Source organism: Sphingobacterium sp. R2 (genome assembly GCF_040760075.1).
In the GTDB taxonomy this organism is placed as follows: Bacteria; Bacteroidota; Bacteroidia; order Sphingobacteriales; family Sphingobacteriaceae; genus Sphingobacterium.
Genome location: NZ_CP142884.1, coordinates 2,019,001 through 2,045,878 on the forward strand (window position 1 = coordinate 2,019,001; position 26,878 = coordinate 2,045,878).

At 40.8% G+C, this 26,878-nt stretch carries 25 protein-coding genes; 14 read left to right on the forward strand and 11 right to left on the reverse strand.

The window, feature by feature from the left end; all coding sequences use genetic code 11:
- Positions 1-104 precede the first annotated feature (104 nt).
- Complete coding sequence (locus tag VXM68_RS08445) at positions 105-665, reverse strand: hypothetical protein (protein ID WP_367210989.1); 561 nt, start codon at positions 663-665, stop codon at positions 105-107.
- A 317-nt stretch (positions 666-982) separates the two neighbouring features.
- Positions 983-1,780 (reverse strand): SAM-dependent chlorinase/fluorinase, encoded by a 798-nt coding sequence (locus VXM68_RS08450; protein WP_293956272.1) that lies wholly within the window; start codon positions 1,778-1,780, stop codon positions 983-985.
- Positions 1,781-2,132: 352 nt separating this feature from the next.
- On the opposite strand from VXM68_RS08450, the gene VXM68_RS08455 reads away from it, so the two are divergent.
- The 13 genes from VXM68_RS08455 to VXM68_RS08515 all read left to right on the forward strand — a co-directional run bounded on the left by VXM68_RS08455 (position 2,133) and on the right by VXM68_RS08515 (position 13,778).
- The gene (locus tag VXM68_RS08455; protein WP_294183870.1) at positions 2,133-3,098 is read left to right on the forward strand and encodes a PhoH family protein; all 966 of its coding nucleotides are present in this window, start codon (positions 2,133-2,135) and stop codon (positions 3,096-3,098) included.
- A gap of 149 nt (positions 3,099-3,247) precedes the next feature.
- The gene (locus VXM68_RS08460; RefSeq protein ID WP_293956517.1) at positions 3,248-4,198 is read left to right on the forward strand and encodes a phosphoribosylaminoimidazolesuccinocarboxamide synthase; all 951 of its coding nucleotides are present in this window, start codon (positions 3,248-3,250) and stop codon (positions 4,196-4,198) included.
- Between the two features lie 33 nt (positions 4,199-4,231).
- Positions 4,232-4,612 (forward strand): STAS domain-containing protein, encoded by a 381-nt coding sequence (locus VXM68_RS08465; protein WP_046672339.1) that lies wholly within the window; start codon positions 4,232-4,234, stop codon positions 4,610-4,612.
- A gap of 1 nt (position 4,613) precedes the next feature.
- The gene (locus tag VXM68_RS08470; protein WP_294348753.1) at positions 4,614-5,525 is read left to right on the forward strand and encodes a ribonuclease Z; all 912 of its coding nucleotides are present in this window, start codon (positions 4,614-4,616) and stop codon (positions 5,523-5,525) included.
- A gap of 82 nt (positions 5,526-5,607) precedes the next feature.
- Positions 5,608-6,666: a histidinol-phosphate transaminase gene (hisC, locus tag VXM68_RS08475; protein WP_367210991.1), complete on the forward strand. Its 1,059-nt coding sequence runs from the start codon at positions 5,608-5,610 to the stop codon at positions 6,664-6,666.
- Between the two features lie 4 nt (positions 6,667-6,670).
- Positions 6,671-7,810 carry a bifunctional histidinol-phosphatase/imidazoleglycerol-phosphate dehydratase HisB gene (gene hisB, locus VXM68_RS08480; protein ID WP_367210992.1) on the forward strand — a complete coding sequence of 380 codons (1,140 nt, stop codon included), beginning with the start codon at positions 6,671-6,673 and terminating at the stop codon, positions 7,808-7,810.
- A gap of 1 nt (position 7,811) precedes the next feature.
- On the forward strand, positions 7,812-8,402 hold the full coding sequence (gene hisH, locus VXM68_RS08485; RefSeq protein WP_367210993.1) for an imidazole glycerol phosphate synthase subunit HisH: 591 nt from the start codon (positions 7,812-7,814) through the stop codon (positions 8,400-8,402).
- A 21-nt stretch (positions 8,403-8,423) separates the two neighbouring features.
- Positions 8,424-9,176 (forward strand): HisA/HisF-related TIM barrel protein, encoded by a 753-nt coding sequence (locus tag VXM68_RS08490; protein ID WP_367210994.1) that lies wholly within the window; start codon positions 8,424-8,426, stop codon positions 9,174-9,176.
- 1 nt (position 9,177) lies between these two features.
- Positions 9,178-9,930, forward strand: coding sequence for an imidazole glycerol phosphate synthase subunit HisF (gene hisF, locus VXM68_RS08495; protein ID WP_294348720.1), 753 nt, complete (start codon positions 9,178-9,180; stop codon positions 9,928-9,930).
- A gap of 124 nt (positions 9,931-10,054) precedes the next feature.
- On the forward strand, positions 10,055-10,639 hold the full coding sequence (gene hisIE, locus VXM68_RS08500) for a bifunctional phosphoribosyl-AMP cyclohydrolase/phosphoribosyl-ATP diphosphatase HisIE (protein WP_294183878.1): 585 nt from the start codon (positions 10,055-10,057) through the stop codon (positions 10,637-10,639).
- Between the two features lie 258 nt (positions 10,640-10,897).
- A complete protein-coding gene (locus tag VXM68_RS08505) occupies positions 10,898-11,800 on the forward strand; it encodes a WD40 repeat domain-containing protein (RefSeq protein ID WP_294183880.1) in 903 nt (300 codons plus the stop codon).
- Positions 11,801-11,923: 123 nt separating this feature from the next.
- On the forward strand, positions 11,924-13,144 hold the full coding sequence (locus VXM68_RS08510; protein WP_367210995.1) for an LVIVD repeat-containing protein: 1,221 nt from the start codon (positions 11,924-11,926) through the stop codon (positions 13,142-13,144).
- A gap of 31 nt (positions 13,145-13,175) precedes the next feature.
- The gene (locus VXM68_RS08515) at positions 13,176-13,778 is read left to right on the forward strand and encodes a hypothetical protein (RefSeq protein WP_367210996.1); all 603 of its coding nucleotides are present in this window, start codon (positions 13,176-13,178) and stop codon (positions 13,776-13,778) included.
- A 133-nt stretch (positions 13,779-13,911) separates the two neighbouring features.
- On the opposite strand, the gene VXM68_RS08520 is transcribed toward VXM68_RS08515, so the two are convergent.
- From VXM68_RS08520 to dacB, 7 genes are all read right to left on the reverse strand, one after another.
- A complete protein-coding gene (locus VXM68_RS08520) occupies positions 13,912-14,388 on the reverse strand; it encodes a GAF domain-containing protein (protein ID WP_293956287.1) in 477 nt (158 codons plus the stop codon).
- A 201-nt stretch (positions 14,389-14,589) separates the two neighbouring features.
- On the reverse strand, positions 14,590-14,892 hold the full coding sequence (locus tag VXM68_RS08525) for a hypothetical protein (protein ID WP_367210997.1): 303 nt from the start codon (positions 14,890-14,892) through the stop codon (positions 14,590-14,592).
- Between the two features lie 51 nt (positions 14,893-14,943).
- Positions 14,944-15,927 carry a hypothetical protein gene (locus tag VXM68_RS08530; protein WP_367210998.1) on the reverse strand — a complete coding sequence of 328 codons (984 nt, stop codon included), beginning with the start codon at positions 15,925-15,927 and terminating at the stop codon, positions 14,944-14,946.
- Between the two features lie 57 nt (positions 15,928-15,984).
- Entirely contained in the window at positions 15,985-16,287 is a 303-nt protein-coding gene (locus VXM68_RS08535) for a hypothetical protein (RefSeq protein WP_367210999.1), read from the reverse strand.
- 541 nt (positions 16,288-16,828) lie between these two features.
- Entirely contained in the window at positions 16,829-17,410 is a 582-nt protein-coding gene (gene ruvA, locus VXM68_RS08540) for a Holliday junction branch migration protein RuvA (protein ID WP_367211000.1), read from the reverse strand.
- Positions 17,411-17,442: 32 nt separating this feature from the next.
- Positions 17,443-19,725: an NADP-dependent malic enzyme gene (locus tag VXM68_RS08545; RefSeq protein WP_367211001.1), complete on the reverse strand. Its 2,283-nt coding sequence runs from the start codon at positions 19,723-19,725 to the stop codon at positions 17,443-17,445.
- A gap of 93 nt (positions 19,726-19,818) precedes the next feature.
- Complete coding sequence (dacB, locus tag VXM68_RS08550) at positions 19,819-21,243, reverse strand: D-alanyl-D-alanine carboxypeptidase/D-alanyl-D-alanine-endopeptidase (protein ID WP_367211002.1); 1,425 nt, start codon at positions 21,241-21,243, stop codon at positions 19,819-19,821.
- 237 nt (positions 21,244-21,480) lie between these two features.
- Here dacB and VXM68_RS08555 point away from each other — a divergent pair, with 237 nt between their 5' ends.
- Positions 21,481-23,256, forward strand: a complete 1,776-nt coding sequence (locus tag VXM68_RS08555) for an aminopeptidase P family protein (protein ID WP_367211003.1) — start codon at positions 21,481-21,483, stop codon at positions 23,254-23,256.
- Positions 23,257-23,415: 159 nt separating this feature from the next.
- Here the strand turns inward: VXM68_RS08555 and VXM68_RS08560 are convergent, their stop codons facing one another.
- Positions 23,416-25,269 (reverse strand): alkaline phosphatase, encoded by a 1,854-nt coding sequence (locus VXM68_RS08560; protein ID WP_367211004.1) that lies wholly within the window; start codon positions 25,267-25,269, stop codon positions 23,416-23,418.
- Positions 25,263-26,783, reverse strand: a complete 1,521-nt coding sequence (locus VXM68_RS08565; protein ID WP_294183903.1) for a RagB/SusD family nutrient uptake outer membrane protein — start codon at positions 26,781-26,783, stop codon at positions 25,263-25,265. The genes VXM68_RS08560 and VXM68_RS08565 overlap by 7 nt, the downstream gene beginning before the upstream one ends.
- Positions 26,784-26,878: the final 95 nt, after the last annotated feature.

A 26,878-nucleotide genomic window follows, 5' to 3' on the forward strand; every position in this document is an offset into this window, starting at 1 on the left:
TCATACTATAGTCAATTTTTTCACCAATAGGCTGACTTTTTATTATCCAATGACTGTTTAACTTGTTGACTATGGTGTCAATCCAGGCATTTGCCTATTGTATCCTATATTTTGTCGTTCCGTAAAGGCTTGCTTTGCACGGATTGTTTAGCTTTGGCCGCGTAGAGTAGATAGCCTAAGACCCCGATTACAAGTAAAGCAATATAAAGGAGAATAGTGCTTATACCTCCATTACCTGATGTTTTGTCAACTTGGCTACGCAATTTTTCGTTTTCTTTCTGAAGCTTGCTAATGGTGCCGATGTAAGCAGAAACCTGTTTGTCATAATCTATTGCCAGCTGCTGAAATTTGTCTTTTTCGAAATCTTTGATTTTAAGAAGTTTTTGTGTTTCGAGAAAGATATTATTATCGGTAATCACAATATCTTTAAGGATGTCGATACTCTTTTGCATGTCTCCTTTTGATTTAAATAGACCAAAAAGGCCCGTTTTTTTGGTCAGACTGGTGTCATAAGCACCAAATTTCTGTTGTCGGGCATTGAGTAGTTCGTTTACATGGTTCCGCTGTACTTCGTAAGCGCTGGAATCTGGATTGGTTTGAGCGTTGACTTGTTTCAGGAAGCCGGATAGAATTGTGAGCAGAAAAAGTAGTTTTATAGATCTCATGTATGTTGAACAATTTGTATAATCAAATATCTAATTTAAAACTAACGTTTGCGGTAAGATTTTGTTTTATTATCGTGCTTGTAATCCGGTCGTAGCTGACTTCGCCCTTCGTTCGCCATCTGTTCGCCCTTTGTTCGGAAATTGGCTACCTTGGTTACACCTTGGGCCCACTGATTGTCCACCTAATCAGTGGACCCAAGGTGGGCAATTAGTGGGCGCAGCGTGGAGCGGCCCCGAATAAGGGGCGAAGCAGTTGCGAACAGATAGCGAAGCGATTACTAGTAGCGATGACCGCGGGTTGACGCTTGATAATTGTTTTACGATACGGAATCCTTAAATTCTATGCGAATTACGTTGGAGTCATCGTCATGAAGTCCAAGGAGCTGGCTTGCATTGCCTTTATTGATGGCGATTTCGAGATAGTTGGAAATGCCGAATAAGCACAGTTTTTCTCCTTCGCCTACTTCGTTGTAGTGCCAGGAAAGGTTGGTGATGGTTTCATTGCGTTTGAAGTAGAGTACAAACTGCCGTCCTTTCTGTACCTTATTGAATAAATCTTTGGAGATGTTGGTGATGGCATTGCCAAAGGCATCCACATAAATGACATTGCCTCTAATCATATCTTTATCAAAGATAGGCTGCAAGGTCACTTTTTCAATCAGCTGTTGCATTGGCGTTCCGACATCTTTGAGTTTTCCGCCTTTTGCGATGTGACAAGCAGATTTAGATAGAATGTCTGCTAATGGAAAATGTAGATACCGCAAATCCTGCATTAAGTTGAGTTCGTAGAGTTCTTGCGGCTCATTGCCATTCAACAATAGGCTGAAGATACCGTTGTCGGCTCCAACAAAATAGTGATCATTATATTTCATGCCGATATACCTGGATTCTTCATGAAATAAGGTGTTGATCCCGATGATATGGACAGTCCCTTTGGGGAAATAATGATAAGCATTTCCCAATACAAAAGCGGCTCGAGGAATATTAAATGCTGGGATCTCATGAGTAATATCAACAATATTGGCATCAGATAACTGCGTTAAAAGACTCCCTTTTAGCGCTGCTTGATAAAAATCTTTATGTCCTAAGTCTGTTGTTAATGTAATTACTGCCATTATAATCTAAATCCTAGATTGAATTGCTGTCGAATTCCCGTAAAATATACCCCGTAATTTATCCAAATAGAGAACAAAATTACTATTTATCAGGTGATTTGTAAAGCTAATTGGAGAACTTATTTTGATTATCTTTTCTTTTCGGTTGATATACACCGACATAGCACAAATTTCACGTATATTGACATGTTTGCACCTTAGACATTACCCTCCAAATATGCATTCTTATTCTCGTTGTTTGTACGCGCTATATTCTTGGTGGTTTCGTTAGAATACGTTAATTTTGAATAGTGTTATACAGCAATGATATTGTGTAATGGCTACAATCTAATTAATTCTAAATAGATAAAATTTGAACGAATTACTAATTGCATTAGATGGTCTGAATTTGCCCGTATTATGGGGAGCAGACAATGAGCACTTCGATTATTTGAAGAAGCAATTCCCTAAACTGCGGATTGTAGCTCGCGGAAGTGAAATGAAAGTGCTAGGAGATGCGAAGGAATTGGACCTGTTTGAACACTCTTTTCAGGAAGTTGTGGCCCATTTGGAGAAATTTAACAACATTACCTTGTTGGATTTTGAAAATCTGCTGGGAGCAAGTGCAGGTTCTGCCGCTCAACAGGAAAAGGAACTCGCTTCCAAAAATGCTGCTTTTGGATCCGAACCAATCGTATATGGGCCTAATGGTTTGATTGTACGTGCACGTACCCCCAACCAGCGGAAGATGGTGGATAGTATTTCCAAAAATGATATCTTATTTGCTATCGGACCGGCAGGAACGGGAAAAACCTATACTGCCGTTGCTTTGGCTGTTAGGGCACTCCGGAATAAAGAAATCAAAAGGATCATTTTGACGCGGCCAGCTGTTGAAGCGGGAGAGAATCTGGGATTTCTTCCGGGCGATTTAAAGGAAAAAGTAGATCCTTATTTGAGGCCCCTTTATGATGCCTTGGATGATATGATTCCTGCCGAAAAACTCAAAGGTTATTTGGAAAACCGCACCATCGAGGTGGCACCATTGGCGTTTATGCGGGGACGTACGCTCGACAACTGTTTTGTCATTTTGGATGAAGCTCAGAATGCAACAGATATGCAGTTGAAGATGTTTTTAACGCGGATGGGGCCTACGGCCAAATTTATTGTTACTGGTGATATGACACAAGTGGATTTGCCGAAGAAAAATCAGTCGGGATTGTCAACGGCGATTCGCTTATTAGACAATATCGAAGGGATAGATATTGTTCACCTCAGCGGTGGAGATGTGGTACGGCATAAATTGGTGCGCCGCATTTTAGAAGCATACGGCGATATTTAATAGGCTGATACCGAAAGTAAGGTGTTGTTTTCCGCTAGAAATAAATGAGTACAGCGAGCTCATAAAATAAATGCTGTATAATCCTGCCTGGCATGAAGGCGCCATTCGCAGATTATAATAATTATTTACAGGTGTATTTTACTTTGAACATGAATGCTATAAAAGAAACAAATTTTAATTTTGAAAACCAGACTGCTTTTTACAGAGGAAAGGTACGTGATGTGTATACGATTGCCAATACGTATTTGGCAATGGTAGCTTCCGACCGTATTTCAGCATTCGATGTGGTGCTTCCACGTCCTATTCCGTATAAGGGGCAAGTTCTGAATCAAATTGCAGCCAAATTTTTAAAGGCTACTGCTGATATTATTCCAAACTGGGTGGTATCTGTGCCGGACCCAAGTGTGACCATTGGCCAAATGTGTGAGCCGTTTAAAGTGGAAATGGTTATCCGTGGTTATTTATCTGGCCATGCCTGGCGTGAATATGCGGCAGGTAAACGTGAAGTTTGTGGAGAATCATTGCCAGAAGGGTTAAAGGAAAACGACAAGTTGCCTGAACCTATTATTACGCCGACAACGAAAGCAGCGGTCGGACACGATGAGGACATTTCACGTGCTGATATTTTGAATAAGGGCATCGTAAGCGAAGAGGATTATGTTCAGCTCGAGCAATATACCAAAGCTTTATTCCAAAGAGGAACTGAAATTGCAGCACAACGCGGTTTAATATTGGTGGATACGAAATATGAGTTTGGTAAAAAAGATGGTCAAATCGTGTTGATTGACGAAATTCATACACCGGATTCTTCGCGTTATTTTTATGCAGAAGGTTATCAAGAACGCCAAGATCGAAATGAGCCACAAAAGCAACTATCAAAGGAGTTTGTACGGAAATGGTTAATCGAAAACGGTTTTCAAGGAAAAGACGGACAAACTGTTCCAGAAATGACGGATGAGATTGTAGCTTCCATTTCTGAGCGCTATATTGAACTATACGAACATATTGTCGGAGAAAAGTTTGTTTACCCAGAACAGGAAAATGTGCTTGAACGGGTAGAAAGAAATGTGGCAAACGCCTTAAAAGCGCTAAATTATTAGTACATTGTATCCTCAAATAAAGGAGATCAACTCATGAAGTATACCATTGATAAACACGATCGCTATATTGTCATAGAACCTCATGTCGATGTGATAGATGCGGATAATGCAGCTAAACTCAAAGGAGAGTTTTTGTTGCGGAATACGATTGGACAACGGAATATTGTTTTGGATATGATCCACGTTAAGCAGACGGACGAGGTGGGGATCCGTTTAGGGGTACTCGCACATCGGTTGTGTCAATCGGTTGGTGGCATTTTTATTTTGGTAAATCTCTGTCCTACATTAATGGATATGGTTCGTGTTTCGCATTTGGACAAATCGCTAAAGATTGCACCATCTTTAAAGGTTGCTGAAGATTTAATCTTTGCGCATGAACTGGAATCTGAATATCGGGGGGCAATCGAGGATTAATATGAAGTTTGAAGTTCTGATATTAGGAAATAGCTCAGCGACGCCGATGTTTGATCGTCATCCGACCAGCCAGGTGTTGAACTTTAATGAGCAATTGTTTTTGATCGATTGCGGAGAAGGCACACAGATGCAGCTCAGCAGATATGGTATCAAGAGCAATCGTATCGGACATATATTTATTAGCCATTTACATGGAGATCATTATTTGGGCTTGGTGGGTTTGCTGTCATCCATGCATCTTGTCGGCAGAAAAAGTGATCTCCATCTGTACGGTCCTGCCGCGTTAAAAGAAATCTTAGACTTACAGTTTCTACATTCTGAAACTGTTTTACGCTATAACCTTGTTTTTCATCCAATTTCACCTGACGCACCAGGTGTTATTTTTGAGAATAGGACATTAAAGGTAAGTACATTCCCGCTCAAACATCGAATTGCTTGTACGGGATTTCGCTTTGATGAAGGGCCGCGGGCAAGAACCTTACTTGCCGATGTGGTACAAGCCTTGAATATTCCTACCGTTTATTATCCTGTGATAAAAAAGGGGATGGATTATGTCGACGAAAGCGGTAAAGTATATGCTGCAGATGAGTTAAGTCTTCCTGCACCACTGTCGCGCAGCTATGTCTATTGTTCGGACACGGTACGTACAGCAGATTATCTCCCTTTTGTTCAGAAAGCAAATCTCATGTATCATGAGTCTACATTCTTACATGATATGGTGGATCGTGCTAAAGAGACATTTCACACAACAGCCTTTGAAGCCGGCGAGATAGCAAAAGAAACCCATGCCAAAAAATTGCTGTTGGGTCATTATTCAGCACGATATAGAGATTTACAGCCATTATTGGAAGAAGCGAGGTCGGTATTCCCCAATACAGAGCTTTCGATAGAGGGTACATGGTTTTCAGTATAAATAAGCGCTCCGATGAATAATTGCTTATTATATTGCATATGATGAACAATTTATCTAAGTTTACGGCTCTAATTTTTTTATAATGGATAATCCATTCAACTTAAACAATCTATTACGGGAAAATATTAAGAAGCTCGTACCTTATTCATCCGCAAGAGATGAATTTAAAGGGGAGGCATCCATATTGATCGATGCCAATGAAAATCCTTTTGGATCCCCACTAAGCCATGATTACAACCGATACCCAGATCCTCTCCAACATCAACTCAAAGCAAAGCTTTCTAAAATAAAAGGCGTACCAGCAGAAAATATCTTTTTGGGAAATGGAAGCGATGAAGCAATTGATATTTTATATCGTGCTTTTTGTACGCCCGGTGTGGATAATGTGATTTTAGTTCCACCAACCTATGGTATGTATGAAGTTTCTGCCAACATCAATGATGTTGCCTGTAGGAAAGTCAACCTTACCGCAGATTATCAATTGGATTTGGAGGGTATTGCCAATGCAATAGACGCTCATACGAAACTAATTTTTATCTGTTCTCCGAATAACCCAACCGGAAACTCAATCCGTCGTCAGGACATTGAAACGATCCTGAATAATTTTCAGGGGCTGGTGATTGTGGACGAAGCTTACATCAATTTTTCCGCTGTAAAATCATTTACACAAGAATTGGCAGAATACCCCAATTTAGTAGTGTTGCAGACATTGTCCAAAGCCTGGGGCTTGGCAGCCTTACGCTTGGGTATGGCTTTTGCGAGTAAGGAGATTATAACTGTTTACAATAAAATTAAACCTCCATATAACATTAACCAGGCCACACAAGATATTGTACTTGAAGCTTTGGATCAGGTGGATCAAGTCAATGACTGGATCAAAGAAACCGTAGCGGAGCGCGAAAAACTCGTGCGCGAACTGCTTGAACTGGATTATGTGCATCATATTACACCTTCGGATGCTAACTTTATTTTGGTCAAAATGGATCAACCTCGGGAAGTTTACGACTATTTGGTTCAATATGGAATCATCGTGAGAGACCGGTCTAAAGTCGAATTATGTGACGGATGTTTGCGGATCACTGTTGGTACACCGGCTGAAAATCAAACATTATTAGAAAAACTTAATCAAATCAATAAATAATACTATGCCTGATAACTTAAAACGTGTACTGTTTATAGACCGAGACGGAACATTAATTTTGGAACCAGAAGATGAACAAATCGATTCTTTTGCCAAATTAAAATTCTATCCTGGTGCCTTGCAGTATCTGCCACGTATCGCAAAGGAACTGGATTTCGAATTGATCTTGGTTTCCAACCAAGATGGTTTAGGAACGTCTTCCCATCCGGAAGAAAATTTCTGGCCAGTCCATCGTTTTGTGATTGATACGTTTGCAGGGGAAGGGGTGGTATTTGCCAAAGAGCATATCGATAAAACTTTTCCATATGAAAATGCAGACACGCGTAAGCCGGGGATAGGTATGTTGGGGGATTATTTTGATGCATCAAAATATGATTTGAGCCAGTCTTTTGTTATTGGTGATCGTGTAAACGATGTTAAACTGGCACAAAACCTCGGCGCAAAGGCAATTTGGCTACGTGCTAACGATCAATTAGGTGCTTTGGAAAACTTAGCGATCGATTCAACTGTTATAGCTTTAGAAACAACAGATTGGAAGACCGTATATGAATTTCTTAAATTGGGCACGCGTACCGCCGAACATCATCGTAAGACTAACGAAACAGATATTTTTATTCAGTTAAATTTGGACGGTTCGGGTAAGTCAGACATTGAGACAGGACTGCCGTTTTTCGACCATATGTTGGATCAATTGGCTCGGCATGGGGCATTAGACTTGACCATTAAGGCGAAAGGGGATCTTCATATAGACGAACATCATACCATCGAAGATACAGGTATCGCTTTGGGGGAGGTATTTTTGAAAGCCCTTGGTGATAAGCGCGGTATTGAACGTTATTCGTATACATTACCGATGGATGATTGTTTGGCTCAGGTTGCATTGGATTTTGGTGGTCGAAACTGGATTGTATGGGATGCAGCTTTTAAAAGGGAAAAAATTGGCGATATGCCTACAGAGATGTTTTTTCATTTCTTTAAATCCTTTTCGGACGCTTCGCGATCGAATTTAAATATACAAGCAGAAGGCGAAAATGAGCATCATAAGATCGAAGCAATCTTCAAAGCTTTTGCTAAATCCATCAAGAAAGCGGTGAGACGCGATGCTGATCACATGCAGTTGCCAAGTACGAAGGGAGTATTGTAAAATGATAGGAATTATTAATTATGGTGCGGGGAATATTTTTTCCTTAACAGCGGCATTAGATCGGGTAGGACTCTCCTATGGGATGATCAACAGGGCGGAGGAGATCGATCTGTACGATCGGATTATCATTCCAGGAGTTGGGCATGCAGGTGCAGCGATGGATAAATTGCACGAGTCTGGACTCGTGCCTTCTATCAAGGCGTTGCGTAAGCCGGTGTTGGGCATTTGTGTAGGAATGCAATTGCTAACTGATTTTTCAGAAGAGGGAAATGCAGAAATGTTAAAGTTAATTCCTTTGAAAACCCTTCATTTTGATAGCAAAAAGGCAGGTAAAGTGCCACATATGGGGTGGAATAGCGTTTCTGTACAAGAAAATAATCCTTTATTTGCACACATTCAAAATCAGACTTATTTTTATTTTGTCCACTCGTATTTCATTGAATTCGATGACAGGTATACCGCTGCAAAATGTGTCTATGGGCAGCCTTTTTCAGCGGCAATTTCCAAAGATAATTTCTTTGGTGTGCAATTTCACCCCGAGAAATCCGGGAAAGCAGGTGAGCAATTATTGCTCAATTTTTCAACTATTTAAATTGACTAAAAACATTCAACTATGTATATCATTCCAGCAATAGACGTTTTGGACAAAAAGGTTGTCCGTCTGAGAGAAGGCAACTATGACGACGTTACAACGTATGCAATCAGCTTAGAAGAGCAGATCGAAAACTATCATGCAAATGGTACTGAGCTGGTTCATATCATTGATTTAAACGGAGCAAAAGGAGACTTCAGTAATCAGGCCTACTTATTTGATATCATCCAAAAAACAGAAATGAAAATTCAATATGGAGGTGGTGTCAGAAGTATAGAAAAGGTAAAGGAACTGGTCGATGCTGGTGTTTATCGTGTCATTGTGGGAACCCAGGCCATTACAAATCCTTCTTTTCTGGAAGAACTGGCTACCTTGAACGAAGGGAAAGTGAAGTATGCGGATCACATTGTAATAGCAATTGACGTATTGGATGAAGTTATTAAATATTCGGGCTGGTTGGAAAGCTCGCCAATCAGATTGATCGAATATATTGATAAATGCTTGGTATTGGGATTCTTTAGGTTCTTATGTACCGATATTAGTAAAGATGGTAAATTGGGCGGTGCTGGTGTGGAATTGTACCAAAAGTTGTTGAGCCATTCTCCAATTATCAAGCTCATTGCTTCTGGTGGAATCAGTTCAATGGATGATATTCAGAAACTTCAGGAATTGGGTGGAGTAGAATCTGTAGTTGTTGGAAAGGCAATCTATGAAAATAGAATCTCGATCGATGAAATCAAAGATTGGAATTTAAAATCGTTAATCAGATTTTAGCATGCTTGCAAAACGTATTATTCCGTGTTTGGATGTTAAAGACGGGCGAACTGTAAAAGGCGTCAATTTCGTAGACTTGCGTGATGCGGGTGATCCTGTTGAGCTAGCCTATGCGTATTCCCAACAGGGAGCTGATGAACTCGTTTTCCTGGATATTACAGCGACACATGAGGGTCGTAAAACAACAATTGATTTAGTCAAAGCGGTCGCACGTCAAGTCAATATTCCTTTTACAATCGGCGGTGGTATCAATGAAATTAAAGATGCTGATATCCTGTTGAATGCAGGTGCAGATAAAATTTCCATCAATTCAGCCGCGGTACGTAATCCGGCTTTGATTAATGAAATGGCAGCTGCTTTTGGTGCACAATTCGTTGTAGTAGCGGTAGATACCCGATCTATTGAAGGACAAAATTTTGTGTATTTGAGCGGTGGACGTATAAAGACCGAGTTGAATACATCAGAATGGATCGTTGAGGCACAGGAGCGAGGAGCAGGAGAGATTTTGCTTACATCGATGGATCATGATGGTACAAAAAATGGCTTTGATAATGGCTTTTTAAAAACCATAAATGATCAGATCCATATTCCGCTTATAGCTTCTGGAGGTGCGGGTAATCAACAGCATTTTGTGGATGTTTTTCAACACGCTAACGTAGATGCAGCTTTGGCGGCCTCCGTTTTCCATTATGGTGAAATATTGATTCCGGATCTTAAAGCTACGTTGCAGCAAAATGGAATTGTCGTAAGATAGGAAACAGGATTGAAGACCAATGATCAAAGAGTAGTACGTCATACACTTGCTGAATGAAGTCCTGAGAAGTTAAACAGGAGCCCATGGCTCTTCGAGAATAATTAAAAATTGAAATACTAAAATCATGTTAGATTTTGCAAAAAGTGACGGCCTCGTTCCAGTGATTGTGCAGGACTTCCAAACGTTGGAAGTCTTGATGTTGGGCTATATGAATGAGGAAGCTTGGCAGAAGACTCAAGCAGAGAAACGTGTCACGTTTTTCTCCCGAAGCAAAAATCGCCTTTGGACAAAGGGCGAAGAGAGTGGTAACTTTTTGAATGTAAAAAGCATTCATATTGATTGCGATAAAGATACCGTTTTGATTAAAGCAGACCCAATGGGGCCTACTTGTCATACAGGGAGCAGAAGTTGTTTCAGTACAGACTTTAATCAAAATTTTCTGTTGGAGCTAGAGCGCATTGTTAATCATCGGTATGCGCATCCGTCAGACGAATCTTATGTTAACCGTCTGCGTTCTCGTGGGATCAATAAGATTGCGCAAAAGGTGGGCGAGGAAGCAGTCGAAACAGTCATTGCAGCTTTGACCGAAACTGATACTGATTTTATCAATGAGACCTCAGACTTATTGTTTCATTTGATCGTATTGTTGCGGGAGAAAGGATTTTCTTTAGAAACGATTGCTAAAAATCTGGAAAGCAGACATCAATAGGTGTTTGAGCAATGGGATTGCCGTTGAACAAAATCAGAAGTGGTCAGCAGGCTTTAAGCTAAGATGACAAAAGAATCTCAGAAGTGCAGTATATTTGTGGATATACTGCACTTCTTGTTTCTACCGGCGATCAATTCGTATTGCTGTATTGATCTTTAGCGGATCGCAGTTCGGTCGGCGGAAAATTTAATCCTACAGCATAACAAATGGATATGGACTATGCGATCTGGATAGCGAAGGAGTTTTAGCGAAATTACTATGGATATTACATTAAAATCGACATTACCAGGACATCAAAACCCTATTTTTTGTGTAGAAAAAGGCTATCACCCGCACACTTTTTTTACCGCTGGTAACGATAAGGGTGTTGTGGAATGGGATATTGAAAACAATGCGTTTAAGCGTATTCTGTGCGCGGTAAGTTCATCGGTTTACGCTTTACGGATGATAGCGGGAACACCGATTCTGGCCATCGCGTTGCGCGAAGGTAAGCTGCTTTTTGTAGATGTAGAAGAGCAAAAGCTTGTGGCAAGCATACAACTAAGCACCAAAGCTATCTTTTCATTGGTCTATATGCCTTGGAAAAATGAACTGCTGGCGGCAGGTGAAGAAGGGACATTGTATGTCATTGATCTGGAAACTTATAAAAATATTTACGAAAAACGTATATCCCCGACAACAATTCGGGCAATTGCAATTGACGAAGGACTTGGACGAATAGCTTTGGCCGATAAAGATGGGCAAGTTTATATGTTAGATAGTACCGACTTTCATATGATTACTGATTCAAAATTGCATAGTATGCCCGCCACGTCTTTGGCTTTTATCGATAATAAATTGCTAAGTGGTGGACGGGATGCGCAATTGGTGATTTCAGACCCAAATCAATTGACGAGTAATTTTTCCTTTGTACCTCATCTTTTTACCGTATACGGTATATATCCCCATCCAAAAGCGCCAATTTTTGCAACTGTCAGTCGGGATAAATCGTTAAAATTCTGGTCAGCAGATGACTTTGCCTTATTGAAAAATATGAGCCGAGAGAAAATGCAGGATGGCCATCATTTATCTATAAATGCGGGAGTATGGTCTGAAGATGGGAAATATTTCTTTAGTGTGAGCGATGACAAACTCGTTAAAGTCTGGGAATGTCATTTATAGAAGATTGATCCGGAAAAGCAAACTATCCGGGTAGAAAAAAAAATTAGATTGTTTGTAGCGAATTCATAAGTATATCGTTAACTATAGAGATTGTAAACTTAATTGACCTCGTAGTTATATTTTATGAAAAGAATTTGGATTATCTTATTGAGTTGTATAGCGCTTTCGAGCTGTGATAAGATCGAAAGTAAGGGAATGTATCTGGCTCGCGTGCCAATATTTGAAACAATGGAAAGTATACGGGCTAAAGCGAATCCCGTAAGCGGCCCTACCGCTATTGTTCAAGCTGGAAAGATCTATATTTATCAAGATTATTTGTTAATCAATGAACCAGGGAAAGGCATTCATATCTTTAATAATGTAGATCCGTCAAAACCTCTGGCGATGGCGTTCTTAAGTATTCCTGGAAATGTGGATCTTGCGGTTCTGGATGGAAAGCTGTATGCTGATAGTTTTACAGATCTGTTGACCTTCGATCTGGAAAATCCAGCGTCACCCAAGTTATTGACACGAAATAAGGATGTGTTTAAGGTCTTGCTTGAAATGGATTATATCAATAATACTACAGATCGCATCATTACAGGATACCGAGATAGTCTTGTAAGCTATAGCCAAAAAGATAAATATTCACCCTATGACCGAAAAGATAATGTTTATTACGAGACCAATTCGGGATCGGGGCAGGGCGGATCTATGGCGCGATTTACCATTGCTAATAAACATTTATATGCTGTAGATCAAACGACATTACACCTTTTTAACGTACAGAATGCAAGTCAACCTGTCTATGTAAAGGACATCAAGATAGGCCCTGGTATCGAAACAATTTTTCCTTTTAAAAACAACCTATTTATAGGCTCCAATACAGGTATGGTGATTTATGATATCACCACAGCATCGGCTCCCGTAGAGCTGTCGCGTTATTCGCATATTCGTGCTTGTGATCCTGTGGTAGTTAACGAGAAATATGCCTTTGTAACTTTACGGGCTGGCGTAGTATGTGGTGGACAGCAGAATCTATTGGAAGTTATCGACATCCAAGACCTGACAAAACCGATGTTAAAAAATACCTTCACGTTGGAGAATCCCCATGGCTTGGCGCTCTCAGACCAAACCTTATATGTTTGTGAAGGAAAATTCGGATTGAAGTCATTCGATGCCAGTGATGTCAGCCAAATAGGCAATAAGCTTCTCGAAACTCAAAAAGAACTGACGAGCATAGATGTGATCGCCGGATCAAAATCGCTAATCGTTGTTGCAGAAAAAGGTGTACATCAATATGATTATAGCAATAAAGCCAAACTGAAGGAATTGAGCATCATTCCGATTATCGGTTCCAATTAAAAAAAAATTTCAAGAGCTTCATTATTCTGATATGAAAAGATTTTCAATAGCCATTTTGGCTTTTCTCGGTTATTTAACTGTTGATGCCCAAACAAAAAAATATACAAATCATAATGAATTTTCGGTTTTAACCTATGGTCCTGCCTTTCTCGAATCTGGATTTGGCCTGCATACATTCCATGGGCTGCAGCTCCATGAAAATATCGCTCTGGGATTAAATATAGGGGTGGATAGGTATCCAGTAGACGGCGAAGGATCAAAATGGTTTCTTCCGGTCTCAGCCAAAGTGAATTATGTAGAATTTCCTGACAGAAAGCGTAGTTTTTTTGCAGGATTGGATTTAGGCTATAGTTTTACTTCCTTGAATAAAAATGCAGTCGAGAACAATTTAAAATATGAATATCGGGGCGGCTTGCTGATAAACCCACAGCTGGGTTGGCGCTTTAAATTTAATAATTCGGCGAAATATTGGTCATTGGCAACAGGATATCGGTATCAACACTATAGCCGAAAGGACACGTATACGCGACCCTCAGCAAGCTTGCCAGAAATTGATATCTGGTATGGAAGAACACAAATAGATAAAAAATATGACCTGCACCGTTTTACTTTACAGGTCGGATTTGGTTTTTAGGTATCTATCAGATGTTTTTTTTATGAACAGTTATCGATTGCTTGAATTGTAAAAAAATAGCATAAGTATACGGTTTGTTTTTCAAATCTAGTCCGATACTTATGCTATTTCATTCGTTGGTTGTGGAGCTTATTTATTCGCTGTCTAAAAGCAGTAATATCTGTTTAAGGTATTGCTCATCGACTTCATCAAAACTATTTAATTCACTGCTGTCAACGTCCAGCACACCGATAATCTGTCCCTGTTTAAAAACGGGTAGCACGATTTCTGATCGCGATAGTGAGCTACAGGCAATGTGTCCCGGAAATTGCTCCACATCCGGAACAATCAATGTTTTTTCTTGTGCCCAAGCTCCTCCGCAGACACCACGACCTTTCTTGATACGCGTGCATGCAACAGGTCCCTGAAATGGACCTAATACCAGCTCATCTCCATCTATAAGATAGAAACCAACCCAGAAAAAATTGAATTGTTCTTTCAATGCAGCAGCGATGTTAGCCAGATTGGCAATTTGATTAGGCTCGCCTTGCAGTAATCCTCCAATTTGAGGAAGTAAATTTTGATATTGTTCTTCTTTGCTACCTTTAGCTATTTGTAAATCCTCTGCCATAAAAATCTATCTAAAAAAATAATCATGCATTTGCTATGAGGACTATACTGCCAAACATGCTTTGCTTGCTCAGAAAGCTACAGTACATGTCATGTCTCAACCTGCATGAAATGAAAAAGCACTAATACGCTGTTCAAAGTTAAGAGAATATTAGCGCTTTCACATCAGGCGAATGTTATTATTTCTTTGTGTTGATAATGTTTACCCGAATCTAGCTGAGCCTGCTTTTGGCTTAAAGGGATTATCTTCATCAGGAGGAGTAGTCAAGTCTGCTCTTTTCCCTCCTGCTGATCTTTTGCCGGACACATTATTTTCCGGATTAGATCTTGAACTAACGGTAAAATCTTGAATCTTCGGTAATCTTAATTGATCCAAAGCGTTTTTACCGTTTCCGCTGTCAAAGTCAGATTCGAATTTTGAACAACTAACTATTGAAAATAGCATCAATAACAAAGGAACATACTTAGTGATCCTTTTAAAAAAATAGTTCATTCTACTTTTCATATATTTAAGAATTGATAGGCATAGGTCTCCCTGGCATACAGGAAACATGAATTAACTCCCTAACGGCATTCCATTACCAATCGACCATTTCCGGGTCCTTTTCTCCTTTAACTGGCCTTTTTCATCATAAATGTTATAACTAGCACTTACTACATTATTCTGAATATTATAATCAGTAATTTTTATGGAATAATCTGCCGGAATATTATTTGTCTCCTTTAGGTTATCTCGCCAGATCACAGCCTGTTTTCCAGCCCATTTATCCTCGACACTGGTGACTATTTGCATCCGACCTACATAGCCGTCATTTAAGAACAGCATATATTCATAGTTGTTAATAGGAATATTCCATAAATTACCAGAAGGATAGTAAGCATCAGAAGCATCTATATCCTTCGTATAACGAATGGAAAAATCTCGCTCATAACAGACCAACTGCGTACCACGCTGTCCCAACCCCATATATCCCCCGCCTCTATTGAGGTCTTTATCCGTGCCCTCCCGGACCAACAACGAATTACCATACCACTGCACTAAAGAATAAGGAAAGGTTACATAAGCCCAATCCAGAGGCTGTTCTACCTTATACTTTTTTGTATAAAACTTTTTGCTGTCAAGATCGATATTCGCCAAAAGCTGGATGTATTTGTTCCTAGTCTCTAGATCATCAAGCACTATCTCCAAAGATAGGGACGCTTGATCTCTGTTAATAAACCTATTTGGAGCAACCAAATCAACAATCAAATTGCGCATATCACTAGGTATTTCAGTAGAATCAATAGTCGGGCAAACTTCTGAAAAGATCGTCTTCCCATCCTTATTATCGACTCTAATCTCTAATGTATTGTCCAGTGTATTTACCACATAGTATTGATTCCCCACACTATCAGTTTTAGCTTGGGTTCTCCATTTTTCATTTTTCTTCTCAGGAACATCTGGAGTATCTTTCTTACATGAGAATAAGAAGCATGCCATTAGTAAACATACACTTAAAATCCCTAAACTCTTTTCTCTATATGTTGTATTCATCATCATAAAATATATTTAATGGTCAATTCTAAACGTCGTTTTAAACGTCGAGATATCTTTTAGCTATTTTGCAGTATAGTAAATCGGCAAACCTGGATCACTCGCAGTAAATGTGCCTACATTCTGTGTAATAAAATGAGATACGCCATTAGGACTTGGATTGATCAATAACTGGATCACATTATTGCCGATTGTACTTCCCAAAACTTGAAAGATTGATCTAGTAGGTTTAAATGTGTATGTCTTTAGGCCTTTAAGTCCAGAGTTAGGCTCAACAGTTCCACTTGGAATGAGATCTTTTGAACAGGAGGTAGTTAAAACCAAAAATGATGCTATCAAAGCAATACAATTTAGTTTCTTTTTCATAATTTGATTATCTTAGTTTATAATTAGCTCTAAAGTAGGGATGAGCTATATGTTAAAATTATAAAATTAAACTTTAATAATAACTAAGGGATAACAAAACTACCCATTTGTGTACTGATTAACGCTAGCTATTTAAGGAAAAAATTGACCTTATTTTGCAGATATTTAAATAGCAATATACCGATCAGTGAAGTCCAGATCTAGATCATTATTGGATTTTCAGAAGTCTCGACGAATGTCGTATTTTTAAGCCTTGCTTTAGATGCTTGAAGAAGACTTCGATATGTAAGCGCTATCTATATATGTTCGCTACCAGAGAGGCCCTCCATGCAATATTATTGGTGAAAAGTGGTACTCATTACCGTGGTGCTGTCCCAAAAGTGAACCATTAAGAGGGCGCGAAGTATTGCAAAACCGAGGTTAGGAAAAAGACATAAAGGAACGCTAAGGTTCCTTTATGTCTTTTTCGCTACAGCATATGCAGTACGTATGTGTGATCCGATGTTTGTTGTTGGATTAGTTCAGCAAAAACGTATCTGCATTAAAGTCGTTTCAGTGCTAATTTGATCATATCCTCTACAGAAAGATTGCTGTCTGTTTTTAGAATGGTATTTAATACTTTCTCTGCCGCGGCTTTGTTGAACCCGAGCATAACAAGTGCGGATAGCGCTTCGTCCGGTATGGATTGGGACTGAATAGATGTTGCCAAAGCTTCGAATCCCTGCTTTTTTAATTTATCCTGAAGTTCCAAGATAAGACGTTGTGCTGTTTTAGGACCAATTCCCTTAATCTTTTGAATCAGTAAGACCTGCCCATTAACAATGGCAGACTGGATCTCATCTGGTGTGTTTGACGACAGGATCATACGACCTGTATTGGGACCTATACCCGAAACAGAGATCAAATTTTCAAATAGTTTTTTCTCACCTTCAGTTGCAAAGCCATAAAGTGTATGAGAATCTTCCCGAACTTGAAGTGAAATGAATAATTTGCAGTTTTCCTGATCTTTGATTTGAGAAAAGGTATAAAGAGAGATGTGGACATAATAGCCAATCCCACTCACATCGATAACAACGTGAGTGGGGGCTTTATATGTTAATTTTCCGTTGAAATATTCGTACATAGTATACGAATATAGGAAGATTTTAAGCTATTCTATAAATTTTTAAGATGTGTCTGTACGTCTACGACGGCAATGGTAACCATATTGACGATTTCGCGTACAGAGCTATCCAACTGCAAAACGTGGATGGGTTTGTTCATACCCAAAAGAATCGGCCCTACAGCTTCCGCCTCACCAACTTCTTGCAATAATTTATAGGCAATATTCCCTGATTCTAGATTAGGGAACACAAGTGTATTTGCTGATTTTCCATTTAAATAGCTGAAAGGGAAGTTTGCTGTCAGCATTTCGCTATTTAATGCGAAGTTTGCTTGTAAATCACCCTCAGCAATGATATCAGGATATTGATCGTGTAGAATCTGTGCTGCAGCTCTTACTTTTGTAGGCGTTTTTCCTTCACTTGAACCAAAGTTAGAATACGACAATAGAGCGATACGTGGCTGGATATTCATGCGCTTAACGGCTTTATCCAAAAGCAAGGTAATGTCGGCCAATTCTTGCGCAGTTGGATCTTCGTTCACCGTTGTATCCCCCATAAAAATGGGTCCTTTTTTGGTTAACATCATATACATTCCTGCGACGCGACTTCCTGGTTTAGCCCCGATCACGTGCAATGCCGGACGGATCGTATTTGCGTAATTTTTGGTCATACCAGAAATTAAGGTATCAGCTTCGCCAAATTCCACTAAAGAGGCTCCAAAATAGTTGCGGTCATACATCAGCTTACGGGCATCATATTTCGATATACCGCGACGTTGTCTCTTGATGTACAGGTGCTCGATAAATTTCTTGGAACGCTCTGTTTCACCATCTACTTCAGCAATGGGATCGATGATTTCGAGGCCATCCAATTCAAAAGCATATTCTTTAATTAGGCGTTCGATTTTATCTTTTCGGCCCAAAAGAATAGGAACCGCAATGCCCTCTTCTTTGACAATCTGTGCCGCGCGCAGTGTTTTATAATTGTCTGCTTCCGCAAAAACAACACGTTTAGGATCTCTTTTAGCAGCCATAGTCAAATTGCGCATGATCGCATCGTCCTTACCAAGGCGTTTACGTAGCGCATCGCTGTATTGATCCCAATCTTCTATTACGGTCTTTGCTACACCTGATGCGATAGCGGCTTTCGCAACAGCCATAGAAACTTCCGTGATCAAACGTGGATCTGTAGGTTTTGGAATAATATATTCTTCTGAGAACTTTAAGTTATTGGTATTATAAGCCTGATTAACTTCTTCCGGAACGGGTTGTTTCGCCAAGTCAGCAATCGCACGTACTGCCGCAATTTTCATTTCTTCATTGATGGCAGTTGCACGTACGTCCAACGCACCTCGGAAGATATAAGGGAAACCCAATACATTGTTTACTTGGTTAGGATAGTCTGAACGACCCGTACCCATGATAATATCGTTACGTGTTGCCATCGCCAAATCGTAAGCAATCTCAGGATTTGGATTTGCCATCGCCAATACAATTGGGTTTGGAGCCATCGATAACAACATTTCTGCCGACATGACTTCTGCTGCCGATAGACCGATAAATACATCTGAATCTTTGACAGCGTCTGCCAGGGTATGAATATCGCGATCTGTTGCATATTGTGCTTTCATACTGTCAAGATTTTCTCTATCCGTACGGATTACACCTTTGCTATCCAGCATCACAATATTTTCTTTGCGAGCACCTACTGAAATATACATTGCTGTACATGACATTGCAGCTGCTCCAGCGCCATTGACAACGATTTTTACTTTTGAAATATCTTTACCGATAATTTCACAGGCATTGATCAATGCTGCACCGGAGATGATTGCCGTACCATGTTGGTCATCGTGCATCACAGGGATGTTCATTTCTTCTTTTAAACGGCGTTCGATTTCAAAACATTCCGGTGCTTTGATATCTTCCAGGTTGATACCTCCAAAAGTAGGTTCCAATGCTTTGACAATGTTGACAAACTCATCGACATTTTTGGTGTCCACTTCGATGTCAAATACATCAATGTCGGCAAAAATTTTGAATAATAAACCTTTACCTTCCATGACTGGTTTACCAGCTTGGGCACCGATATCGCCTAAACCCAATACGGCTGTACCATTACTGATAACGGCAACAAGGTTTCCTTTTGCGGTATATTTATATGCATCTTCTTTGTTCTCAGCAATAGCCAAACATGGCTCCGCTACACCAGGAGAATATGCTAATGACAAGTCTCTTTGCGAATTTGTTGGTTTGGTCGGAACAACAGCTATTTTACCAGGTCTACCCATAGCGTGGTAATTTAATGCTGCCTGTTTACGATTAGTGTTACTCATTACGATTTTATTAATTTAAGGCTACAAATCTATCATTCTTTTTGATAATTGAAAATTTTTACCAATATCTTATTATTATTAGACAATAATATGTTACTTCAGGACATCCAGTAATTTAAACATCTGCTGCCGCATAATAGAAGCCGGTCCTGAATAGTTGTTGACCAGCAAAGTATACGTAAACGACTGTCCTGATTTATTGGTATGCACACCTGTATAACCAAGTACGCCGCCAATTGTTCCGCTTTTCATCTTCATATTGTTATAGGTGGGAAGACTTTCGTAGAAAGCGGGGTACCAGTTTTGTTTTTGTGCATATTGCATAATCTTATTCATGGCAGCTGTGGTCACCCTATTTTGAGGTGATAAACCAGAGCCATCCATGCTATTAAGTTCACTGGATTTTATGCCTAGTTTGGCATTCCAATATTTCTGTATATAATAGGCGCCATCGTCGGTGCCTGTTTTACCCGCTGTTGTATAAGCGATGGCTTTCAAAAGGGCTTCTCCATAGAGGTTAATGCTCTTTTGGTTAAACCAGTAGACAATTTTGTCTAAGGTTGGGGAAAGGTGGATATCCAGGGTTTGTTTTTTTGAAACATCGACCGAATCCATCTTTGTCCCGGTGGCAGGTAGCTCGCTGGCAGAAATACCGTTATTGTTTAAGACTTCGTTTAATTGATAAGCGAGATCATAGGCCGGATCGGGCGAAGAGAGCTCAATTGTTTTCTTGAGATCCTGTCCGTACGAACCACGGACAAATATCTTGGTCGAATAAGGGGCAGCATAGGCGTATACATTGTCTCCACTTCCTGCTTTACCCGTAGTTGTTTCGTTGATAATTTCCAGGTAGGGAACATGAGCGGTATAGCTCAGGATCTCCGCTTTGGCGCCAACCTTATTGCTTGGACTGAAATTTACGCCAAAGGCGTTCTCACACCAATTGAGTGACGAAATTCCCGCACCGTAATAGTTCCCCATATCGGTCCAGATCCACCCGCCCGGAAGCTGGTTCCCATTATAAAGCCTGTCATCGGCGATGATGGCGCCATGAATACTTTTGATACCGGCATTTTGGATTGCTGCGAGCCACTTGTTCAGTATCGTTGTTGCTTGAGTCTCTGGATAGCGGGCGCTGCCAAGTGTGGGGTCACCCGTGCCTGTCACAATAATATTTCCGTTTAACACACCATTTTCGTCGATTTCACCGGTATAATACAGGGTTGTTTTGAACTGAAAATTCTTGCCCAGGAAGTCCAATGCCGTTGCCGAAGTGATTACCTTCATGGTGGAGGCGGTCGCCAGTCCGATATTTTCATTTGCTGCGAATAGCGTTTGTCCTGTTTTTCCATCGAAAACGATCAATGAGCTCAAACCATTCTTGAGGCTTTCCTGATTTTGAAACTGTGTAAAAGCATCTTGGATTTTACTGCGAAGATCCTGTGCAAATAGTGGAGTGGTAACGGTCGTTAACGCGTAAGTGGAAAAAGCTATCGTACTTAGCACAAATTGGTTCATATATCCTATTTTTTATTGTCCTATGGTATATTTTCATATCCTGAATTACATGCGACCAAACACGGCTATCTACATTCGTGCAGGCAATCATGGATATTTCGTCGGATGTATCATGATGACTTGAACACTGCCTTATTTTTAGGGGAAAGCGTTCGCTGTATTCGTTTGTTTTATTTGGCTTAAAGTTAGGCATTCGCCCCTAAAAAATCCTAACTTGCATAAAATTGTATAAACGACATGAAGCATATCGAAAAATTAGCTGCTATTCGTGAGGCGATGAAGGTTCAAGGAATCGACGGCTATATTATCCCGTCATCAGACCCTCATATTAGTGAATATTTACCAGAACGTTACAAATGTATTGCTTGGGCATCCGGATTTACAGGTTCCGCAGGCACTTTGGCTATCACGCAGGATTTTGCGGGACTTTGGACCGATTCTCGCTATTTTGTTCAAGCGGCAGAGCAGTTGGCAGGAACAGGTTTTGAACTGGTGAAATTGAAAGCACAGGGAGCCGCAGAATACGCGGATTGGTTGGGAGAGCAGCTGGGTGCTGGCGCTAAAGTTGCTTTTGACGGCAATCTCGCTTCTTTATTGGTGGCCCAATCTGTTCAGCATACTTTGGAGCCTTTGGAGATTACAGTAGATGGTCATGTTGATCTGCTGTCTTCCTTATGGGAAGGACGTCCAGCGCTGCCTAAGGCACAGGCCTACCTGCTGGATGAAAATATTACGGGACAATCAACGGTTTCTAAAATTGAAGCTGTCCGTGCCGAAATGAAAAAGAATAGAACGGCGGCGCATCTCATTTCATCTTTGGACGACCTGGCCTGGTTATTAAACATCCGTGGTCAGGATGTGCCCTGTAACCCTGTTGTTTTGGGCTTTGTAATGATTACAACCGAAGATAGTACACTTTATATCGAACCATCGAAACTAAGCGCTGAGGCGACGGAGCAACTGAAAACGTGTGGAGTGCAAGTGGCGCCCTATGAAGATGTTTTTAAAGCGATTTCAGCATTGGATGTGGCGTCAATTCTTATTGATCCCAAACGTACCTGTTTTGCCGTCTTTGACAGCATACCTAAACAGGTTAAAATTGTTGAAAAAACAAACCCTTCGACGAGTTTAAAAGCTATTAAGAATACAATTGAAATTGAAAATAATCGCCATACGTTTGTAAAAGACGGCGTAGCGTTGACGCGTTTCTTTAAGTGGCTGGAAGAAAATGTTTCTTCCGGTGAACTTTCCGAATTATCTATCGCAGATAAATTGCGCGAGTTGCGCGAGCGTCAAGAGGGCTTTGTTGACGTCTCCTTTACCACAATTGCCGGATATTTGGACCATGGTGCCTTACCGCACTATTCGGCAAATGAAAAATCAAACTATATGTTAGAGCCTAAGGGGTTGCTATTGGTAGATTCTGGAGGGCAATATCAAACGGGCACAACAGATATTACACGTGTAGTATCCCTCGGTGCTGCGACCCAAGAGGAAAAGGAGGATTATACATTGGTGCTCAAAGGAACGATAGAAGGCTCTCAGGCCATTTTTCCGACTGGAACGCGCGGCTATCAGATCGATGCGATAACGCGTCGTCCATTGTGGGAAACATTACGCAATTATGGGCATGGTACCGGACATGGGGTAGGCTTTTTTCTGAATGTGCATGAAGGGCCACAGGTGTTTAACCCGGCGGCAATCGATGTTGCGGTTGAACCTGGCATGATTACTTCAATAGAGCCTGGATTGTACCGTGTAGGAAAACATGGGATCCGTATTGAGAACTTAGTGTTGACCCGTAAAGCAGGTTCTTCTGAATTTGGCGATTTTCTAGATTTTGAGACATTAACAATATGTTATATCGCAACTGATTTGATCGAGAAATCCCTATTGGATAAGAAACATATTGCCTGGTTGAATAATTATAATCAATGGGTTTACGATCAATTGTCGACGCATCTTAATGCGGAGGAAAAGAACTGGTTGGCAGATAAGTGCCAAGCAATTTAATCCCCATAAACTGAAGATTAAACCGCAAAGGCTTTCAAAGTCGCTGTTCTAAGCATGCGATCCGCGGCAAGGCGGCCATTCAAATTGATGAACTATAGAAATGAAACCCCTCGGTATAAACACCGAGGGGTTTTGCGTTGTATGAAGGCTTCAAATCGATTATTTCAACCGATACGCTTGAATAATCTTTTTAAAAACTGCTGTATTGTTGTAGATACCAATAAAATGCTGTGCGCCGGGACCATAAGCAAAGACAGGTACCATAATGTTGGTGTGGTCATCGCTGCTGAAATTTCCTCTTATCGTTCCTTTTTTATAATTGGCATCCAATAGGGAAAGTCCGCCAGTTTCGTGATCTGCAGTGACAATAACGAGTGTTTCGCCATCTTGGTCCGCAAATTTTAGGGCTTCCCCGACAAGCCGATCAAAGTCATGCTGTTCGGTAACAACATAGGGGAGATCGTTGGCATGAGCTCCATAGTCAATTTGTGCACCCTCGGCCATGATAAAGAAGCCATTGTCATTTTTAGACAAAAGCTCAATCGTTTTTGAGAGCGAAGTTTTTAACATTTCTCCCCGGCCATCGAGTATTCTTCTTGTCGCAGAATCCGCCAAGAGCACCAGCTGTTTGCCCGATGTCGCTTTTTCGAAATCATCTAAATTTTGCTGAAGCTGATAACCTTTTTCAATCAGTTGCTGCATTAATGTATTATCCTTGTTTTTAACAAAGCTTTCGCGACGCGAACCCACTAAAATATCCACATGGCTATTTTTAAAATCTGCTGCAATTTCCTCCGACATAGTCCGGTCGATCTGATGAGCATAAAATGCCGCAGGGGTGGCATCGGTAATATCCCCGACACTGATGATGCCACTTTTGATCCCATGATGAGCCAGTGTATCTGGAATCGAACTGATGGGTTTACCATTGGCATCCACACCGATGTACCTGTTATTGGTTTTATGTCCAGTAGCCAAGGCAGTCCCTCCTGCAGCAGAGTCGGTAAAATCCGAATTGGATGCTTCGGTGCGTGAAAGACCAATATGTTTCATGTTGATAATATTGGACTGACCAAAATTTGCACTTAAACCCGCCTGTATCTGGGCTAAGCCCATGCCATCACCAATGAGTAAAATAACATTTTTGACCTTGCTCGTGGCGCCATCGTTTTTATAGGTTGGCTGATAGGGAACGTAGGCCTTTGGATTTGCATATTCGACTTTAGCGCTGTTTAAATAGAAATTCTTAAGCGCAGTAGGATGGTCTGTATTGATCCAATCTACCCCCATGTGACCAAGTTCTTTCCAACTATTGGGGCTGTCTTTGGTTGCCCAGAAACGAAAGGGCTTGCCCAATTTATGCGCCTTGTCTATCACAGATTTCATCTTTTCAAGGTCGGGTGGAGTAGGGGTCCCTTTGCCATTCCAGACTGAATACTGTTTAATATCCTGACTGATCATGCCAATATGTTTGAGCTGTGCCGGCGTATAGTCTTTTTCCGGCCGGCCATCAAAATAAATCATTGATGGATAATTGTCGAACTTTTCGGGCGGTGGGATTTCACCGCTGACGACAATTTTAATGGCGGAAGGATTTTTCTGCTGGTCGAATATAGATTCGTTGCCCTTCAAATCGGCCAACAATTTAGACAGTACCTGTTCGTAATTTTCCTTGATATCAATCACGAGCTGCAAGGTTTGCTCAGGTTTGGCATAAGGTTTATTCCCGTTCTCCTTAAAGAAAGCAATTAAAGGGTCAATGTAAAGTTTTTTTAACGTTTTCCCTGGTTTGATCTCACTGCTTTCATGGGCAACGTAAAGCTCTCCATTGCGATAGAAGACGTCCGCTTCGATAGAGCCCATTCCAGCATAATAAGCCTCCAACAGCGGGATTTGCTGTTTGTAATCATTATGACTATGTCCGGCATTGGCAGTCAGTTTCTGTTGTGCAGAAACCGACTGAATGCTTAGGCCTGCAAATAGCAGCCACATTAATTTATTGTTTTTTACCATCCTGGGTTTTGTTTAATGACACCGGAACTGTTGTCGATCTCGCGTTGTGGAACAGCCCACACGTCATGTACTTGCGGATTGAAATTTCTAGCTGGCCAAATGACCGTACCATCGAAATCGTGTAGAGGTTTAGCATAGGTAGCTTGTGCATCACCCCATCTGACCAAATCGCGGTGACGGTCTGCCCATTCCCCAGCAAGCTCATTGCGGCGCTCACGTTTTAAATCTACAAGCGTCATTCCGCTTTTTGCCAACAAGCCCGCTCTCTTGCGGATTTTATTTAATTCAGTATCGCCAGCACCGGAGCCATTTAAATTAATGGCGGCTTCAGCCTTGATCAATAGTACTTCGGCATAGCGCATCAATGGAACATTTAGATCTGTAGTGCCATTATCTCCATTTGGATTGACATGTGTTGGAATAGGGTCTTTATAAGAAAACGGCTCCATGTATTTCTTGAATTGGTAATTGGATGTAGCGCCGCCGTCTTTTGTGAAAGTGCGTTCATTGCCGAAAAACTGAAATTTGTCCCCAGGTTTCAAGATTGTTGCTTCACGGCGTAGATCGCCAGATTCAAAAGAATCGTACAGTTCTTTTGTCGGTAGATAATAGCCCCAGCCATTGTAGATTCCCCAGGCCTTGTTGGTGAGCATAACTCCAGGAAGCTTACTTCCCCATCCAGTACCGCCACCATTTGGCGTACAGACCACCGACCAGATATATTCTTTGGACCAGTTGTTGGCCGCTTTAAACACATCGACAAAATTAGGCAGTAAATCATGTTTGCCCGAATTGATCACCATATCTGCATATTTGGCCGCATTGGTATAGTCCTTTTTGTACAGGTATACTTTTGATAAATAGGCCCATGCCGCAGTTTTGTGCGCTTTACCGTAATCTGAGGCATTCATGTCTGAGAAATAGGGAAGGTTGTCGGCCGCTTTTAATAGTAGTGAAATGATGTAATCGTAATTTTCGTTAACGCTATTGGCTCTGGCTACCGGAACAGAAGCATCTGTTTCAGGTGTAACAATAGGCACCCCCGCCTTGTCGTTCCCATAGTTTGCCGCCAATTGAAAATAAACCAGACCTGCATTGAAATAGGCATCGCCAATGATCTGTTTTTTTCGCGCTTCATCCATGCTTATAGTGGGAACATGGATAATAATATCGTTGGCCCTTTTTATAATCGCATAGCGCATGCTCCATTGCGATTCGGTATAACCACCACCGATGTAATTGCGGTTGAAATTTTTGATATTGTCGGCTTCCGGTTTGTTACGTCCTGTTACCATGTCGTCACTGGCGTTAATAAACCAAAACATTCCGCGGCCGTAATAATCCTCTTCATTGTATTTTTGATACATACCAGCCTCCGCTTTGATGGCATCCTGTTCGGTTTTCCAAAAATTCTGCGCGGAAGGAGAGCCCTCAGGCGTTATATCCAACTGTTTTTCGCACGATGCAAAAAGTGCTACTGCTGCTATTGCAAGGTATTTAATATTCGTTTTCATCGTTTTATTTTTTTAATGACTGATAAAACCTGCGTAAAATCGTCCGTCTGTGAATGACAACTATTATTTTTCGGTTTCATCCTTTTTATTTTTCT